General features: G+C 45.2%; 13 protein-coding genes and 2 pseudogenes. 5 read left to right on the forward strand and 10 right to left on the reverse strand.

Translation table 11 applies throughout. From position 1 onward, the window contains the following. Nucleotides 1–4: 4 nt before the first annotated feature. A complete protein-coding gene (locus tag ACLBLI_RS09590) occupies nt 5–6,361 on the forward strand; it encodes a di-heme oxidoredictase family protein (protein ID WP_414830853.1) in 6,357 nt (2,118 codons plus the stop codon). Nucleotides 6,362–6,515: 154 nt separating this feature from the next. Here ACLBLI_RS09590 and ACLBLI_RS09595 read toward each other — a convergent pair whose 3' ends face one another. The 4 genes from ACLBLI_RS09595 to ACLBLI_RS09610 are packed head-to-tail and all read right to left on the reverse strand — an operon-like array spanning nt 6,516 to nt 7,809. After that, a complete protein-coding gene (locus ACLBLI_RS09595; protein ID WP_414830854.1) occupies nt 6,516–6,926 on the reverse strand; it encodes a DUF2000 family protein in 411 nt (136 codons plus the stop codon). Between the two features lie 33 nt (nt 6,927–6,959). Continuing rightward, nucleotides 6,960–7,232, reverse strand: coding sequence for a hypothetical protein (locus ACLBLI_RS09600; RefSeq protein ID WP_414830855.1), 273 nt, complete (start codon nt 7,230–7,232; stop codon nt 6,960–6,962). A 48-nt stretch (nt 7,233–7,280) separates the two neighbouring features. Continuing rightward, nucleotides 7,281–7,547: a hypothetical protein gene (locus ACLBLI_RS09605; protein ID WP_414830856.1), complete on the reverse strand. Its 267-nt coding sequence runs from the start codon at nt 7,545–7,547 to the stop codon at nt 7,281–7,283. Nucleotides 7,548–7,578: 31 nt separating this feature from the next. Continuing rightward, entirely contained in the window at nt 7,579–7,809 is a 231-nt protein-coding gene (locus ACLBLI_RS09610; protein ID WP_414830857.1) for a helix-turn-helix transcriptional regulator, read from the reverse strand. Here ACLBLI_RS09610 and ACLBLI_RS09615 point away from each other — a divergent pair. Next, nucleotides 7,753–7,965, forward strand: coding sequence for a hypothetical protein (locus ACLBLI_RS09615; RefSeq protein ID WP_414831023.1), 213 nt, complete (start codon nt 7,753–7,755; stop codon nt 7,963–7,965). The two genes, ACLBLI_RS09610 and ACLBLI_RS09615, sit on opposite strands and share 57 nt — an antisense overlap. Before the next feature lie 629 nt (nt 7,966–8,594). Here the strand turns inward: ACLBLI_RS09615 and ACLBLI_RS09620 are convergent. Beyond that, complete coding sequence (locus ACLBLI_RS09620; protein ID WP_414830858.1) at nt 8,595–8,852, reverse strand: hypothetical protein; 258 nt, start codon at nt 8,850–8,852, stop codon at nt 8,595–8,597. A 173-nt stretch (nt 8,853–9,025) separates the two neighbouring features. Continuing rightward, a complete protein-coding gene (locus tag ACLBLI_RS09625) occupies nt 9,026–12,085 on the reverse strand; it encodes a Tn3 family transposase (protein ID WP_414830859.1) in 3,060 nt (1,019 codons plus the stop codon). A gap of 189 nt (nt 12,086–12,274) precedes the next feature. Between ACLBLI_RS09625 and ACLBLI_RS09630 the strand changes: the two genes are divergently transcribed. Beyond that, nucleotides 12,275–13,075, forward strand: a complete 801-nt coding sequence (locus tag ACLBLI_RS09630) for a SprT-like domain-containing protein (RefSeq protein WP_044447527.1) — start codon at nt 12,275–12,277, stop codon at nt 13,073–13,075. A gap of 84 nt (nt 13,076–13,159) precedes the next feature. On the opposite strand, the gene ACLBLI_RS09635 is transcribed toward ACLBLI_RS09630, so the two are convergent. After that, entirely contained in the window at nt 13,160–13,711 is a 552-nt protein-coding gene (locus ACLBLI_RS09635; RefSeq protein WP_218311150.1) for a DEAD/DEAH box helicase, read from the reverse strand. A 78-nt stretch (nt 13,712–13,789) separates the two neighbouring features. Here ACLBLI_RS09635 and ACLBLI_RS09640 point away from each other — a divergent pair. Then, nucleotides 13,790–14,942 (forward strand): annotated as a pseudogene (locus ACLBLI_RS09640) (IS3 family transposase). Between the two features lie 66 nt (nt 14,943–15,008). Here ACLBLI_RS09640 and ACLBLI_RS09645 read toward each other — a convergent pair. The 3 genes and pseudogenes from ACLBLI_RS09645 to cadR form a co-directional block, all read right to left on the reverse strand. Further along, nucleotides 15,009–15,470 (reverse strand): annotated as a pseudogene (locus tag ACLBLI_RS09645) (sterol desaturase family protein); the annotation flags it as partial. Nucleotides 15,471–15,546: 76 nt separating this feature from the next. Continuing rightward, complete coding sequence (locus ACLBLI_RS09650) at nt 15,547–16,311, reverse strand: helix-turn-helix transcriptional regulator (RefSeq protein WP_218311147.1); 765 nt, start codon at nt 16,309–16,311, stop codon at nt 15,547–15,549. A gap of 128 nt (nt 16,312–16,439) precedes the next feature. Then, a complete protein-coding gene (cadR, locus tag ACLBLI_RS09655) occupies nt 16,440–16,829 on the reverse strand; it encodes a Cd(II)/Pb(II)-responsive transcriptional regulator (RefSeq protein WP_218311146.1) in 390 nt (129 codons plus the stop codon). Between the two features lie 79 nt (nt 16,830–16,908). On the opposite strand from cadR, the gene ACLBLI_RS09660 reads away from it, so the two are divergent. Continuing rightward, the gene (locus ACLBLI_RS09660) at nt 16,909–17,526 is read left to right on the forward strand and encodes a cation transporter (protein WP_218311155.1); all 618 of its coding nucleotides are present in this window, start codon (nt 16,909–16,911) and stop codon (nt 17,524–17,526) included. Nucleotides 17,527–17,733 lie beyond the last annotated feature (207 nt).

Raw genomic sequence — 17,733 nt, forward strand, 5'->3', positions numbered from 1 at the left:
AATCATGAACTTATCGACGTTTCTAAAAGGTACGCTATGTACCTTGTTGTTGTTTTCTCAGTCTGTTTTCGCTGAGTGGGCGACTATTAATGATGGTGTATCTGTATCTGAGTCACGGGCTCGCTATGTCCGGGCTGAAGGTACTTACATTGTTCAGGTCAGTGTGACCAATACCACCAGTGAGACAATCAAAGGTCCTTTCAGGTTGTTGCTGGATGATGCATCTCTAGATGTTATTGATCCAACAGGACTTGATAGCAGCGATGTGCCTTACGTCGTATTCGAACATCAGGAACTGGATGCTGGCAGTACGATGATGGTCACTGCAACATTTGCTTATGATCGCCGTACCCGACTTTCATTTTCCAGCGTTTTGCAGCACGACGCGTCAGATTGGGTACTGGTGTGGAGTGACGAGTTCGAAGGCGAGAGCATAGACCTCTCCAAATGGGAACACGAAATCAACTGTGACGGTGGTGGCAACCAGGAAAAGCAATGTTACACAAACAGCCCAGATAACTCCTACGTTGAAAGCGGCATTTTAAATATTGTTGCCAAGCCTGAAGCCAATCAGCCTTTACCCTATAGCTCAGCCCGCTTAAGAACAAAATACAAAGGTGACTGGACTTATGGCCGGTTTGAAATTCGCGCAAAAGCGCCAGGTGGACAGGGCGCTTGGCCAGCAATCTGGATGCTTCCCACCGACAACGTCTATGGTGGATGGCCCCATTCAGGCGAAATCGATATTTTTGAAGCCGTAAATTTGGGAGCACCAACAGCAGTTGGGTCGAACGACACCGTATCGGAAGTTCATGGCACGCTGCACTACGGTAAAAGCTGGCCAGAGAATGACAATTCCGGACAAAGCTATACGTTACCAGATGGCAGTAACCCAATGGATGACTTCCACGTTTATGCGATGGAATGGGAAGAAGGTGAGATCCGTTGGTATGTTGATGGTGTGCTGTATTCTACACAACGTCAATCTGAGCTGACTTATAACCAGCAGGGGTATCCGGATGGACTGGAACATAAAGGCTGGTATACAGAAGTTAATAACGAACTGAACTGGAGCTCGGCGCCTTTTGATGAGAAGTTTCATCTGCTGATTAATTTTGCTGTCGGCGGTAGCTGGCCGGAAAATGTGAATACAGGCGGTGTAGATCCCAACGCTTTCCATGAAAATAATAAATTCGAAATTGATTATGTGCGTGTTTACGAGTGCGCGGTTTCACCTGTAAATGGTCAGGGCTGTAAAACCGAGGACCCAGGTTACGATGAGCCAGTCGAAAATGGCGGCACGTTAATTCAGGGCGCCGCACCGTTACCCGTGCCCCCCTCTGACGGCATCGCTGAAGAGCTGGTTATTTTTGAGAATGAAATAAATCCAAGCTGGCCAGCCTGGGATTGCTGTGGTGGCACGACACCTGCGGTGGTCGCAGATGATGCAGAACATGGCTATGCCGTTGAATTTTCAATAGGAAGCACACCTACGGTAGTTGGTTTTAATACCAACGTGGCACAGGTTCGCCAGGCATACGATGGCTCTCCACTGCTAGCAAATGGGGTACTGGAGTTTGACCTGAAATTAATTACGCCTGCCAACAATGCCAATGCAAACTGGAATCTTAAGGTAGAGCAAGCCGGCGCAAGCACTGAAGCTGTGGTGGCGATTGATAAGCCGACTACTGAGTGGCGCCGATATTCCATTCCCCTGAGAAACCTTGCGGGTGCAGGATTAAATCTTAATGGCATTGATGTCGTGATGATATTCCCGGATTGGGGGCAGGGTGAAGGCGCGGTTTTCCGTGTCGATAACGTCGCGTTCAAAGAGGGTGAACCGGTTGAACCAGGTAATGGGTTTGTTAACCGTATTCTGATGGACTTTGAAAAGTCCGCCGGCGAGTACACCTTTGTGAATTTTGATGGTGGGGTATCTACTGTTGTCGCTAATCCTCATAGCGGGGAAAACAATAACAGTAATCAGGTCGTCCAAATGCAGAAGTACGCAGGCCAGCATTGGGGAGGATCTACGGTTACGCTTGAAGAACCCATAGACGTAGACAGTTCCGTGTTTAGCCTGAATGTCTGGTCTGACAGGCCGGTAAACGTGTTGTTTAAGCTGGAAGGTATGCTGGTAGAGCGCAGTGTGGCGCATTCAGGTTCCGGTTGGGAGTTGCTAAGCTTCGATTTCAGTGGTGAAGCCGGTACCGGGGTAAATCAGATCACTATTATTTTCGATCTGGGCACGATGGGTGATGCTGCCGGAAACCCCAATGACTGGACGTTCTACTATGACGACATCGGTATTTTTGAAACGCCGGATGTGGAGGTTGTCGATTTTGAACAGGCACCCGAAACCTACGCGTTTGTGAACTTCGACGGAGGCGTTTCTACGGTAATAACAAACCCGGTTTCTGATAGTAGCAATAGCAGCGCACAAGTTGTGCAGATGCAAAAATACGCTGGTCAGCCGTGGGGAGGTTCAACCTTAACGTTAGCGGAATCTATGGATGTGGAAGATACCGTGTTCCGCATGAAAGTATGGTCTGATCGGGTGGTAAATGTATTATTTAAACTCGAAGGTATGAACGTTGAGCGCAACGTTGCACATAGCGGAAGTGGTTGGGAAGAGTTAGTTTTTGACTTCGCCGGCGAGTCCGGAACCGGAGTCAACAAGATAACCGTAATTTTTGATCTCGGTGTAATGGGAGATGCGGCAGGAAATCCGGAAAACTGGACGTTCTACTATGACGATATCAGCTATCCGTCTAGTGAAGATGGCGGCTCGTCAGGGCCTGAGCCAGGCAATGTGTCCCTCGATTTCGAATCTGAAGCAGGTAGTTATACCTTTGCAAACTTTGATGGCGGTGTATCGTACGTGTTGGCAAACCCGCATTCAGAAGGTATCAATACCAGTACCCAGGTGGCCATTATGCAAAAGTTTGCAGGCGCACCCTGGGGTGGTTCTACGCTGACACTCGCGCAGTCTTTGGATATTAACGATACCGTTTTTACGATGAAAGTCTGGTCAGCGCGCGAAGTGAACGTGCTGTTCAAACTTGAAGGAATAGCGCAGGAGCGCAATGTGCCTCATGGAGGGACTGGATGGGAAACGCTGTCTTTCGATTTCACCGGTATTGCTGGAACATTATCGCAAATTACCTTTATCTTTGATTTGGGGGTAGTAGGCAACGCTGATAACGATGCATCGAACTGGACCTTTTACTTTGATGATATCGTCGTAGCCAATGGGCCAACTGAAGATCCGGATTCCGACAATGATGGCGTAGCAGATAGCCTGGACCAATGTCCGAACACGCCTGCTGGTGTACCTGTTGATGCGAATGGCTGTCAGGTTATTTCAAACTCGGATTCCGATGGTGATGGCGTCAATGACAATATTGATCAGTGCGACAATACACCGCCTGACACTGCCGTAGATGCAACAGGTTGCCCAGTGTCAGTTAGCTCAGAAACCGGTCTGGTTCAGGACAGCGATACCAGCGTGTATTTCTTTGTGAATACGCCGGATTGGGCAGATGTCCATTTCATCGTAAATGGTGGTGGTCAGCAAAATGTGCGTATGCAAAACACCGGTGGCATCAATCTATTTAACCTTGCCAATTTAAGCAGTGGCGATGAAATTGTGTACTGGTTTACTTATCTTCAGGCATCCGGAGGTGCGATCGATACCGCCCAGCAGACTTACTATGTAGGCAATGGCGGTAGCGGTGGAGGTCAAACCGACTCAGACAACGATGGTGTGGTAGATAGTTTAGATCAGTGCCCCAACACTCCTCCAGGGGCCGAAGTTGACGAAGCGGGTTGTACCGTAGCGGATGTCACGGATTCTGACAACGATGGGGTTGTTGATAGTCTTGATCAATGCCCGAACACTCCTGCGGGAACCCTTGTTGATGAGAATGGCTGTGCGGCTACCAGCATCGCAGACGCGGATAATGACGGCGTAGCTGATGAGTTTGATTTGTGCCCCAATACCGCTCCCGGCGCGAATGTCGATGCGCAGGGATGTGAAATTGTTACTGTTGTAAATGAAGTCAGGGCGGCAAATGACATTTTAGTGGGGGGACACGGTTCGTCGGCCAGCGGGTTCACGCTTTACGTGTTTGATAATGATGTACCATATTCTGCCAGCGTTTGTAATGGCGGCTGCGCTACCAACTGGCCACCAGTAATAGTGAATGATGGTGCGGCGTCTGGCGTAGCTAATTTGTCAACCATTATGCGTGAAGATGGACAGTTGCAGGCGGCTTATCAGGGGCGTCCATTATATTTCTACCAGAATGACACTCAGGCAGGTGACACCAACGGTGATGGCATTAATGGTGTGTGGCATGTGGTGAATTACACTGTCGAATTAGGAGCAGTGGTACCGTTGTTTAATGATCGGACGGGGTTGGATCAAGCCATCAGCTTTGACCGCGGAGACGCACTGGTGACGCGTTTTGCGGACCGTGGCCGAGACCGCCATGCGAAAGAAGATCAATTCCAAATTTATGATCATTACTTATCCCACTATTGGATACACCGAACCGCTCAATTTGAGTTTGTCGATTATGTGGCCAAAGGTGGCTCGCATATCGAGGTTAACTTTATTACCGAGTGGAAACTGGGTGCCCGCGAATTCAGGGCCTGGTATCGCGGCCTGAATACAGTGGCTGAATACCATGGTAACTATTTTGGTGGCGGCGCTGTAGTTGAAGTGGATAACGGAACCTATGACTTTAATTTTAATAAAATTAGCGATGAGGGTGACCAGTATCGTTATCAGGTAATTATTGATGATTACCGGCCTCTGAACTGGGAGCCTTCAGGTGGACCATTACCGCTGCAAGTGGGACAACGAATGGAAGTAGAGGTCAGTCAGTTCCTCGACGCACCACCAGAGGGACGTGAAAATTACTATGGCACTACGTATCTGTATATCGTGGGCGAGGGGATGGTGCCTTGGAAAACAGTAGGTGACTTCGATGATAAAAGTTCAGAACGTGAAGACTCTTACCCTATAGCCCAGGAAGGCTGGTTAGGGGGCTACACTACGCTGCCTTATAATTATACTAATGAACCAGATAACCACTTCATGCAGATGGCTACTAATTTGTCCAATATCAATGGCCAGATATTTGTAGAAGGTCGTCGCGTCCACCACAGTAGTTTTGTGGATGGCAGACACGATGAAAGAAATGGTGAAAACGGGATCTTTGATGATGTAGTAGGCCTTGCTGGCACACACTATATCAAAGAGAGTTGTGCCGGATGTCACGTACGTAACGGCCGGGCTGCGCCAGCGCCTGTCGGTCAGCCTCTGGATAAATGGGTATTTAAGGTAGCGGATGTCAACGGCAATCCGGACCCGCATATTGGCAGTGTATTACAGCCTAAAAATATAGGTATTGATAATAACGCTGACGGTGAAGGCACGGTGTCTATTGCGTCATGGCCTGAGAACAATGGCTTACGTTCACCAGTATATCAATTCAGTAACGGCACACCGGCACGCTTCTCTGCGAGGATTGCTCCGCAACTGGTTGGTCTGGGCTTACTGGAAGCTGTACCGGAAAGCGCTATCCTGGCGATGGAAGATACCGATGACAGCAATGCTGACGGTATATCTGGCAAAGCACAGCGTGTGATTGACCCGCTGACAGGTGATACCCGTCTGGGTCGCTTTGGCTGGAAAGCCGGTACCTCGTCAGTTAAGCACCAGGTGGCGTCAGCATTTAATACAGATATGGGCGTAATGAACAGCATGTTCCCTGATCCTGACTGTGGGACTGAGCAAACGGTATGTGGTGATTCAGGATCGGAAGTGTCTGACAAACATCTGGATGAACTGGCTAAGTACATTTCACTGCTAGGTGTACGGGCACAACGCGACCTTGACGAGCCCGAAGTGCAGGCTGGCAAGCAATTGTTCAGTGATATTGGCTGTGCAAGCTGTCACACGCCGACGCTGCAAACCAGCGAGTTCCATCCACTAGCGGAGCTAAGAGGCCAGACTATTCATCCTTATACCGATTTACTGCTGCATGATATGGGTGAAGGGTTAGCTGATAATCTTGGAGAAGGTGAGGCGAGTGGATCCGAGTGGCGTACTACACCGCTTTGGGGCTTAGGCCTCTCAGCCTGTGTCACCGGCGGAGTGGTGAACCCAATCGGTGGGCAGGGCAATGAAGTATGTAGTCCTGAACACAGCTACCTGCATGATGGTCGCGCACGTACCATCGAAGAGGCTATTCTTTGGCATGGTGGTGAGTCTGAGAGTTCACGAGTTGCTTACGAAAGCCTGGGGAATACGGATAAGTCAGCCCTGCTGCGGTTTTTGAATTCACTATAATAATACTTAGAAAATCCACTTTAAGGGGCCGGCAGGCCCCTTTTTTTGTTGTCAGAAGTGGATGTATGGATAAACAATATCAACTGGCTAACAACGGCAGCGAGCAAAGCCAGATGAAAGCCATAACTATAATTTCCACAAAGAGTGCAGAATTCTAGTCGTGCAGTTTAGCGCCTTTAAACACCTTATCAACGAGCTTTTTATTTCCACACATTGCAAGTCCCACTAACGGGAGTTGATCGCTTGCGTACTGACTAACCGTTTGTCGGTTGTCTTCATCATTACCAGTGGCAAACATATCCTCAATGTAAATTGCCAGTTCGGCCTGATTTCGGTTTGCCCGGCTGATAAACGTACTGAGCTTTTCCCGGCTGGCTTGTAGTACAATAATTGGCTGCACACAGAGGGGCAGATATTTGTTACCTGAGGCGTCTGTGTAGGCCTCGCCGGTAAATACATCTGGGCTACTGGTTACGCCGCCGGACAGAAAGCTAACCACATTCAATTTTTGCCAGACTGGCAGATCTTCAGCGACGACAATCGCGAATTTTGTGTCAAAGTGCAAAGTTTTGCCTCCCGGCTGTTTAACAATACCTATTTAATGAATAAAAGAATTTAGTCCCAGACTTAGCGCAACAACGAACAGGAATAGCGCCATCAGTTTATTAATCGCGGATAAATATCGGGTATGATTAATGTTCTTTCCAAGCAGACGACCAAAAACAAAGTAAAACCACGGTGCCCCGAACGCAAATATGGCCAGTCCCACACACCAGGCAAACAAGACGAATCCGGTTATGCCTGCCGCAGGAAAGTGCACTGTAGCTACGGGCAGTGCGACAGTGATCTCTTTTGGATTAAGTAATTGCATAAGCAAACCATCACGAAATGACAGGATCCGGGGTGTTGCTTCTGCATTCTAAGTGGGTGTCGACCGGAAAATTTTTATTGCCAACCAGAGTATATATAAGCTCCCGAGCACCGAAGTCAGTGTCAGTAGTGACGAATTCATTACCCGTTCGCCAATAAACGCGACAGAGAAAAACAGGATGAACATGGCCACGGCGACGCCGGCGAAGAACCCCGAAATGCGGTTTTGTCTTTGAATTCCATTGTTAAGCCCAATAGCATTCACTGGCCCAGACGTATACATCACGCCAAAGGCATAAAGAATTATGTCAATCATGGATTACTCTAAAGTAGTGAGATCGTAAAAATCAGGTGACTAACTGACGCTGGTACTGGCGTGGCGTAATGCCGAAAGTCCTTTTGAACTTGCGATTAAAGTGGCTTACATCTGCAAATCCGAGGTCAACGGCAGTGTCAAATACACTGTTTCCCATTTCGAGTGCCTGTCTTGCACGGTTAATCCTGCAATTCAGAACATATTGATGGGGCGTCATTCCGAACTGCTGGTTGAACAGGCGGATAAAATGATATTTGGACATGTTGGCTGCCTGACATATCGAATCCAAAGTCAGCTTTTGATCCAGGTTGCTGAGAGTGGTGAGAAAACGCAGGAAGGGATTAGTGCGTTGCAACAATATTTAGCAGACCTGCAAGCCACCTCAATTGATACTGTTGATTTGCCAAGTGCAGACTGAGCAAACCTTCGTCTGGCCGAACTGCTTATGAATAATAACGAGTTTTCTGAAGCCAAAACAACGTTAGTTTCTATTAGTCAGTCAAGTGACGATCGCTTCAATAAAATTCTGAAAAGTTTAAAAAAAATTAAGAAACAGGTTAAAACCAGGTTCACTCGTTTACTCGTTAGTGGATTTTGAGAACGGTTGCTTATCCGTTTTGCCAACTGGTAAGCCTCTGTGCTACTGATAATGCGAGCACAGAGGCAATTCGCAGCTGACTCCAGCAACGTTTGTCGCGCTGAGTTGGCTAGCACTGGTAGAGAGTAGGGAAGTTGTACCTGACAGGCTATTTTCAATAACTTCGCTGGTTGAGACCAGAAGCCGTTCCTAAGCTACTCGTTAACTACCCTTTGACGTTGCGAGTTCCGGCAATTCAATTTTCCAGCCTCTTGACTTAATTCAGCCTAAAACCATAGTTTGTTTGATAATACATTCTTAACGCACGGTAAAATGGATTGCCGATTACCGTTACGGCTATCTTCGAGCAGAGACGTCTTTGTACTACTCTGTAAAAAGCGCCCTGATGTAGTGCGATCAACCCAAATCATATTACGTACGCTCTTATATCAATACAGTAAAGACCTGTATCAGGCTGCGATTAATCTTTGTGTTGTGGGATATTTACGTCTCGTCGCATTCAACATGAGTCGATTGCGCTTATCAAGAATCTCTTCCTGAAGCGGTCTACTTGTAGCGCGGTTGAACTGAATAGTATAACCATTAAAGGAGTCTACCGTGGGCTGGTCAAAACACTTGCCCCGGTACATAGCGCCTAATGCGCTTTGGTCAACAAGCGGCTGCTTCTTAAGTAATACTTTTCCGTCAAAGAAACGAGAATAATTCATGACTGCACCTTTTTGCTTTGCTTAATTCATTATCGGCAAAACCACTCTGAAACTTTAATTTGAAGACCGGTAAGGCTTCGGGCTTTGCTATAAAAGGGCAATAGTGGCTGAACCACCGTATAGGTCACTAGATTACGACATAAAGAGCTAGCCCATTGATAATAATAAATTATCTAGATGGAAACATCGCGCATCTGGTTTAAAGTCGCATTAAACCTGCTTTTACCTACTGGGTTAAATTCGTAAATACCCATAAAGTTAATATGGGCCCAAGCAATGACTGAGCCAGTTGAAATTGACTTTATTACTTTTGCGCGTTGTTCTTCAGAATCGAATGTTAAGCAGTAGTCAGAGAGGAAAAGGTAGTTCCATAGAATTATCATATTGCGCAGTAAAGTATTGCTAGCCATCACCAACTGAACTTCATCGTGCAAACCAACCTGAAGCTTGCCATTTCTGCCAAAAAGTACTTTATCAGCAAGTTTTTGCCCCAGCTCAACTCTATTGAGCTGCTTTTGAATATTTTGTCTTAGTTCTTCGTCGTCTACATAATTGAGAATAAAGTGGGTTTTTAGCAACCTACCGAATTCTTTAAATGCCTTATACAAAGTATTATCACGCTCACTGCTGGATAGCATTTTGAGCATCTGAGATGAACTACAGCGTTTTAATTTCATCGATGCCATCAATCGTAAAATGTCGTCCCAATTATCCAATATAAGTTTTTTATTGATTTGGGACTTAGGGGCAAGTGGTGAATCAGAATACTTCTGTGTTGATTTGGAATGATAAGCATAAAGCGTTTGGTGATGAACGTTTTTAATGCGAGGGGCAAATGAAACATCCATGAGATAAAGACCGGCAAATACCGCCTCTGTATACCCATGGGTGTCTGTACTGTGAATATGTTCCTCAATGTCGTCTTGCATCAGTGTGTGTTTAGAAGATACCAATCCTTCTAGCACATAAGGCGCTTCACGATCTGATGATGTCAAAACGTTAACATGAAAGAAAGACTGTTTTTCGTCCAAGAAGCTATTTACGCTTATGCCTTGTTCTTTTCCGTAGTATTTGTATGAGTAATTTGCCAACAACGAATTGACGTTTACGACAACCTTCTTACCGTCGCTACTTGTGTGCAGCCTGCCATTATTTTCGTTATAGATTGTCGGCAGCGAGAGAGATTGAATAGTCTTAACCAGACAGTCATTCGCTCGTTGTAAATTGGTAATCGATACCCAAGAATTTTCAGTATCTTTCAATGCTTTTTCAGAAAATAGCTTACTGGCTCTGGCCAGCTCAGTGTGCCCAAGGTTCGTTCCCAAACTTAACACCGTGGCAAAAAGTAAACGAATATCAATCTCTGTATTACCGCCGCGAGGAAGCCGATTGCTAAAGCAGCTTGAAAAATTTGTATGTCGGTCAATTTCGAACATGACATCTTGAAGTGTGACTGAACGCGATGATCCTAGTAAGGTTGGGATGTATTTAGCAATGGAGAATTCTGGATCAGGGTATCGAATACGCCAAGTTCCGTCGTCTTTGACAGAGAAATGGGGGTTTTCATCTTGAGCAATACGACGAGTCACGTCTTCAAATCGCTGGGTCACACTCATACCTATACCATCGAGAACCGAACGACCATAAATAAATTTATCCAGGGAAGCAGCCGCCAATAATCGCTTCTTATGATTACGCCACTCTTCGACTCCAATCATGTAGCTGGGCGTTTGCTTGTAGCGGTACGAATATTCTAGGGTGAGTGATTTGTCTTTGAGTCCTTTTGCTACTGCATTGAAAAGAAATACACGATACTTATTAAGCGGGTTTATATCGTCTTCCTCAAACAGAAGATTAGCTTCGGTTTTCGTTAGAAACGCAGTAGGAGAATCTTCGTCAATCGCTTTGGGCTGCGAAAGGTAAAAGTCAATTGCATCTAGCAGCGCTTGATTTTTACTCTGTTTGTCAAAACTCATCGCTTTAATAAGTGAACCAAGTAAACGTTGAAGTTTAAGACTGTTTTCAAAAAGCGAGCTGTAGTAATCAGCGTGTGTTGCTTGTTTGATTATGCTGTTTCCTACACGCTCAATATGCTTATCAAATTCCGGATTTTGCGCATTAAAAAAAGCGCTTATCAACTGTTGGGAACGTTCGTTACGCTCTTCAAATGATAGATTTGGATCTTTGGTAATTGAAAACACCAGCTCTAAGACGCGTTTGGCGTCTTTCGCACTATTGAGCACGGTTCTATTTGCTTCTAATGTGCTTAACCGTTGTTCATCACGTTTGCTTCGTTCATCACCTTTTGCGCGATTCGTAAATTGTTTAACGACTTTGAGAAGTGCATCAGCGGCAAAGTCATTACGTTTGTGAACCTGATCATAAATAAAAGAAAGATAATAAAGCGATTGTTTATTGTCATTTTTCAGGCGCCTGATTTCGTCATTGTTTCCCAAATATATAGCATCAGAAAGATGTGTGATGGCTTCATCTGTCAAGTTAACCTTTTTATACACTCTGGCTAACTCACTAAATTGCTCACTAAACAGTTTTAAAATAGAAGCGTTCTGATTGAGGCTTCGTTGCCCAAGCCCTTGGTCAATCCTTTTCAACTCGCCTATGGAGTGTAGATGTGAATGTTGTGGAAAAAATTGAATTAATGCGTTTTTCTTTTTTGCGGATAATGATGTCTCGACTCGCTCAAGCATCCGTGTTTCATAAGATTGAAATCCGATAGAGATAATGTCCACGAACTGGTTGTATGAAGGGATCTCCACACGTCGCATCCAACAAAATGACACCAATGCAAATAAGATGTCTTCTTTATTCATGCGAATAGAGACCAAACTGTCTGTGTGTAAGGCTAACAGTGCTGCGGTCTCATTGCTGTAGGCCTGCCAGTTATACTGAGCGAGGATTTGTTTCCTATGACGAGTTGCCATTTCTGGGGTGTATTTTTCCATATCGACAGCGTGACTGAGCGCCAGTACACGCGATGCTCGTTTAATATCAGCAGCAAAGAAACGACTCGATTCAAAAAACCGTCCTTTCGCTTGAAAATAAGCCTTTGAAACGAGAAAACCCACTTTCGCCACATCCGATTGCATTTTACGTAAGATTTTTTTTGTTTCTAAATCCAAAGTAAAATAGCCAAGCGTTGCTTCTCTGGTCAATTTTGGTACGCTATTAAAGGCTTGTTTTCTTGCAGCAGATAGCACCTTCATTTGTGCCATGTTCATTCCTTTTCGATATTAATATCGACTTTTTAATAACATTATCGATAAATTTGTGCAGTGTACACTGTACAAAATAAAGTATTTTGGAATCACTCTTCTATTTTTAATAACCGTATCTTCTAACAAAACTGTCGTCACTAATGTAATGTACATTGTAACGAATGTCAGAATAGTAGTAATTACGTCATGTCGCCTACAGATGAACTTTACGCACCGCTCGTGACCGCATACGATCATTTTAATGCATGCTTATTTGACAATGCGTTGCCTCCCGTGATTTTCACCTTACAACGAAAAAAGAATGTCATGGGGTTCTTCGCGGCTAAGCGATGGGGTAACGCACAAGGTAAACTGTGTAGTGAAATCAGCATCAATCCCGCCTATTTCGCCTCATCAAGAATGATTGAAATCTTTCAAACGCTCGTTCATGAAATGGTCCATGCATGGCAGTTTCATTTTGGACAGCCTAGCGATGGCCATTACCACAATAGACAATGGGCACAAAAGATGATGGATGTCGGTTTGATGCCCTCCGATACAGGCGAGCCCGGAGGTGCGATCGTAGGACGTCATATGAGTGACTTTATCATGAAACAAGGTCCTTTTATGAAGGCGGCGAATACCTTGACGCAAGATATAGATTTCAGACTAAACTGGGTAGATAGATTGGCGCTGCCCAAGCTTCATGAGCCTGTGATTGTCGACACACCCACGTTGGCGCAGGATGCATTAGTTGAACACTGTGCTCATGCAAGTGATGTATTAAATGCCAACGTTGTGTCATTGGATGATGAGGCAGCATCTGGCGCATTACCGTCTACGAATGACGATTTCAACGCTATGCCAGACACATTTTACCTTCCAGAAGTCGCTAAACGTCAAACGCGCAGTAAACATGTGTGTCCTGGATGTGATACAAAGATCTACGGCAAAGCCACACTTAATGTCATTTGTGGAGATTGCGAATTACCTTTTGAGCGAGAATAAAACAAGCAATAAGGTACGCGTTGTTTAATCCAATCAAGCTAATTTCCTCTGTTTCGTTTGAACTGTTTTTTTATCGTTTCCGATTTATGTGAAACGGAGTACCTCTTTTTCAAATCTTCCGTACGACGTTAGCGCGACCAAAGCGCTAGAAGTCGCCCCTTTATTCGTCGCAGTCTGCGGCTCTGTAAGGCTCAAGCCTTCTATGGTTTGAGTTGTTATATTTGTTACAGGATCAGGCTTTAGCGTGTCATTGGATGAACTTACTGATGTCATTAAACTGCTGCCTTTTTTCTTACGCCAGACCACCGAAACATGTTCAGGAATTTCTGCTTTGAGTATCGCGGCAAATTCACTTAACTCTGGGTGCGCAGGAACAATCAAAGTTGCTTGTTGATGATTATCTTTTGGGCGCTTCCTTAGGATACGGCCAAGCACTTGTCTAAAGTGCAGTTCAGTGCAGATCCGACTAAGGTGACAGCATACTTGTAGTCTTGGAATATCGGTTCCCTCACTGACCATACCAACTGAAATTAACCAAGGCGCAGCTGAATTTCTAAATTGTTGAATGACTGCATGGCTTTTATCTGTGTCACTCGTAACGAGCCATGGCTCTTGCTGCGTAATGTCTCTTAACATTCGTTGTATTTGAGGGGTTCTACCCAGATTTTACGGACACATCCATAAGAAGGCATAATAGGCCTAGAAGGAGTGTCTATGACCAAACGAAGAAAATATTCCCCCGAGTTTAAACGTGAAGCCGTTTTGCTGACCCAGCAACCGGGTGTGAGTTGTCGCCAGATAGCACTGGATATCGGTGTTAATCCTAACCTGTTAAACCGCTGGAAGCGTGAAGCTGAGCAGGCTAAAGACCAGGCATTTAAAGGCCATGGCAGCCCTCGCGATGAAGAGATGGCAAAGCTAAAAAGAGAGCTGGCTAAAGTCAAAAAGGAACGCGATTTTTTGCGAGAAGCGGCAACGTTCTTCGCCAAAGAGTTACCGTAAGGTATCAGGCGATATCGCGTTGCCGCGAAAGCTTTGCCGTTCGCATGATGTGCCGCTGCCTAAACGTGTCACCGAGTGGTTATTACGCGTGGGTGGAGCGTCAGCCCAGTGCGCGTGACATCGCCAATGCTCAATTGCTTGAGCGTATGCGAGAAATTCATGACGACAGTGGCGGTATTATTGGCGCGCCGCGCATGTATGAAGACCTGCAAGCCGAAGGCTTTGAAGGTAGCTTAAATCGCATTGCCCGGATAACGTCAGTCAATGGGCTTTATGGCTGGCCACGTAAAAAAGGCAGAGGCGCAAAGCGAAAATCAGTGCGTCCTGCTGGACTAGCCAACCATCTTGAACGTGACTTTACAGCGCAGGAGCCGGAAACCAAGTGGGTCACTGACATCACTGAAATCGCGACACTGGAAGGCAAGCTTTATCTGTGTGTGGTGCTTGACTTGTTCAGCAAACTCATCGTGGGTTGGTCAATGCATCATCGCCAGGACAGGCACATGGTCATGCGTGCCGTCGAAATGGCGGTCTGGCAGCGTCAGGAGCAACATAACGTAGTGCTGCACTCTGATCGCGGGACACAGTTTACCAGCGGCGATTATCAGAAACTGCTCAAGCGCGAGAACCTAATCAGTAGCATGAGTGCCGTAGGCCACTGCGCTGACAACGCCGCCTGTGAAGGTTTTTTCGGTATGCTGAAGCGTGAACGGATTAACTATCGACAATATCGAACAAGGGATGAAGCGAGAGCTGACATATTCGATTATATTGAGCTGTTTCATAATCCAAGAATGCGACGTAGACTAGCGAATCAAGACAACAAGTTTACGTCTTTATCAAACCGTCCGTGAAAACGGGGTAGAACCCTACCTATCAAAAGTAAAGGGAGTGTACCTGCACTTAGTTCAATCGCTTGGTGAAGGGGATGCTTTAACAATCCATTGAACCCGTACAATCGTTCAACGCTATGATGAACCGCGTGTAAGCGCCAAAGCACTTTGTATTTATGACTAAAATAATGTGCCATCGTTATCCCAAAGTCAGCGACGATGATGGCAAAGCCAAGTTGTACTAGTAGTGGCCAATGGTGAGGCCAAATACTGAAGTGGGGCACTATCGCGGTCATTATTGGGATAAACGCGACCGTGAGAGCCAAAGAGCCTTCATTGACAATGGCATGCACTATATCTCGCCCGAAATCTCCCTGCGGTGTATTCCATGCTTTTTCATATGGTAACCATTTCTCAGCTGCAAAAGATAAGGCGATGGCGAATAAAAGCAGGGGGATAAGCCAAGCTGGAGATCCTGTGTTTTGGGAAATACTGGTTGCAGCAAAGATAAAGCTTAAAAAAAATAGCGGACTGAACATCCATTGGACCAGCGTTCTCATAGTATTTACACATTCGCGTTTTTATAGATGCGTATATTATTCCCTAGTCAAACTTGATTCGGCTTGTATCAAACGGCTAATTACTGTGAATTTTAATGGTGTGCGGTTTGAATAACGAGGAAGGTGCAAATCCAAACAGCTGTTTAAACGTTTTACTCATATGAGGTAAGTCAGAAAAACCCGAAGCATGGGCAGCCTCAGTCAATGTTGCTGACTTACTCAGTTGTTCTATTGCGGCGCGCACACGCCACCAGACAATAAAACGACTAATAGGTATACCCACTTCTTGCTTAAAAAGATGTGTGAGACGACTTGGGGACAAGAAAACCTTCGATGATAAAAACGCCATATCGATTGCACAACCTCGCTGCGAAGCAATAATGTCGATGACCGCTCGTACCCGTTTATCCTCTGGGCGCGATGAAAACGCAGGACTGTAGACTAGTCCTACCGCTTTATTTACTGTTTTCCACACTTTGTCGATATCGACGTCAGTAAATAGATGCTGAGAAATGTATCCCAATTCTTTACCAGTAAGCGGCAGAGTATTAATTCCATCACTCCTGGTTTGACGCAAGGCAGTGAGAAATTGTTGGTTATGCCTATCTTCAGGCTCTAAATAGATGACTACAATTTGATTATCCTGTGCCAAAACCTTGTGAGGGACATCTTCGAAAATCACAATACATTGTCCGGTGTGAATATTTTGTGCCTTGTAATCTTGAACCGCGATGTCTTTGTCTAAACCAATGCAAATTTGGACAGCATGATGTGCATGAACATCATTGTCAGGACTGACTCCGATGTAAATCGCTTTGTAGGGCCACAAATGAATATGCATAGCTTACTCAGTATCAAAAGTTCAGGCTAGTATTTTTTGCTTCACAAATCTATACGCATGACGAATGTTAGCCGATAGATACACGTTGAGGCGAGCGCGCACAGTAAAATTATGTGGTTCTTATACTTTTAAGTGTGTAAATAATTTAAAATGCCACAGTCCCTAATGGTTTTGTCTTGATCACACTTTGACGCCATATTTTCGAGTGATGACTTTAATGCGTTTAGCTCTTCAATGCGAATAATGACGTCTGATAAATGCTTAGCTATTAACGTATTGATATTTGAACAGCTCTGATCTGGCTTCGAACGACTGTCCATGAGCGTTTTTACTTCCGTGATAGACATATCTAATGAACGACACTGTTTAATAAACAGGAGTTGTTCAATAGTCCCCTTGTCGTAGACACGATAATTTCCACTTGAGCGCTTGAGCTCAGGTAAGAGACCTTTCTTTTCATAAAAACGAATGGTCTGAATACTACAACCTGTCGTCTTTGCGACATCACCAATTTTCATTTTTTTCTCCTAACCGTTGACTCTATACCAAGTATAGACTTTATACTCATGTCATTCATCAGTAAAGAGTGTGTTTCTAATGAGCGGATGTGGGTGCGAAGTTGAAATAAAAGACCAGTCTCAACGACAGGTTTTGTATTGGCTTTTGGGAATAAACGCGACAATGTTTGTTATAGAAATGGGGATCGGGTTGCTTGCTGATTCAACCGCATTAATAGCCGATTCACTTGATATGCTCGCCGACGCAGTTGTCTATGGTGTTGCCCTTTATGCTATTGGTAAATCGCTATTACACAAAGCGAATGCGGCTAGAATTAGCGGCTTTTTTCAGATGGCACTGGGTCTGTTGATTATCATTGATATTGTAAGACGGTCAATTTACGGTAGCGAACCTGTATCGGGACTAATGATGGCTATGGGGGCAGTTGCACTGGTTGCTAATGTCATTTGTCTTGTGATCATACGCAAACAAAGAAATGAAGAAGTGCATATGCGGGCAAGCTGGATATTTTCAGCCAACGATGTGATTGCCAACTTAGGTGTTATCTTTGCTGGCGTTTTGGTGTTTTGGCTCGATTCTCGATGGCCTGATTTGGTTATCGGTGTGATAGTTTCGTGCGTTGTGTTGCGCGGGGCAAAAATGATCCTCGAAGATGCTAAAAATGAAAGACAGCGAGCGCTTAGTGCGCAAAATTAATAAGAACATGCCAATTTTTAATTGCACATCAAAACTGCGTAGGTTGGCATGGTTACTTATTACTTTGCTCATGTGTCAATCGGGCTTTTCGTTCGCCGCTCAATGCGATGACTACCCGGCGGAGGTATCGTCAGTCCCTGAACAATCAAAGTCCATAAGCAATTATGGTGTTCCCGAAAAAAATGTAAATGCTAATGATACGTCGAG

The sequence above is a fragment of the Alteromonas sp. H39 genome, from assembly GCF_047556435.1.
Taxonomy (GTDB): domain Bacteria; phylum Pseudomonadota; class Gammaproteobacteria; order Enterobacterales; family Alteromonadaceae; genus Alteromonas.

Excerpts from the sequence above, each read along its gene's own strand:
- ACLBLI_RS09605 (WP_414830856.1), bottom strand. The coding sequence starts at position 7,547 with ATGATTGACATAATTCTTTATGCCTTTGGCGTGATGTATACGTCTGGG.
- ACLBLI_RS09590 (WP_414830853.1), top strand. The coding sequence starts at position 5 with ATGAACTTATCGACGTTTCTAAAAGGTACGCTATGTACCTTGTTGTTG.
- ACLBLI_RS09600 (WP_414830855.1), bottom strand. The coding sequence starts at position 7,232 with ATGCAATTACTTAATCCAAAAGAGATCACTGTCGCACTGCCCGTAGCT.
- ACLBLI_RS09630 (WP_044447527.1), top strand. The coding sequence starts at position 12,275 with ATGTCGCCTACAGATGAACTTTACGCACCGCTCGTGACCGCATACGAT.
- ACLBLI_RS09660 (WP_218311155.1), top strand. The coding sequence starts at position 16,909 with ATGAGCGGATGTGGGTGCGAAGTTGAAATAAAAGACCAGTCTCAACGA.
- ACLBLI_RS09620 (WP_414830858.1), bottom strand. The coding sequence starts at position 8,852 with ATGAATTATTCTCGTTTCTTTGACGGAAAAGTATTACTTAAGAAGCAG.
- ACLBLI_RS09650 (WP_218311147.1), bottom strand. The coding sequence starts at position 16,311 with ATGCATATTCATTTGTGGCCCTACAAAGCGATTTACATCGGAGTCAGT.
- ACLBLI_RS09635 (WP_218311150.1), bottom strand. The coding sequence starts at position 13,711 with ATGTTAAGAGACATTACGCAGCAAGAGCCATGGCTCGTTACGAGTGAC.
- cadR (WP_218311146.1), bottom strand. The coding sequence starts at position 16,829 with ATGAAAATTGGTGATGTCGCAAAGACGACAGGTTGTAGTATTCAGACC.
- ACLBLI_RS09610 (WP_414830857.1), bottom strand. The coding sequence starts at position 7,809 with ATGTCCAAATATCATTTTATCCGCCTGTTCAACCAGCAGTTCGGAATG.
- ACLBLI_RS09615 (WP_414831023.1), top strand. The coding sequence starts at position 7,753 with ATGGGGCGTCATTCCGAACTGCTGGTTGAACAGGCGGATAAAATGATA.
- ACLBLI_RS09625 (WP_414830859.1), bottom strand. The coding sequence starts at position 12,085 with ATGGCACAAATGAAGGTGCTATCTGCTGCAAGAAAACAAGCCTTTAAT.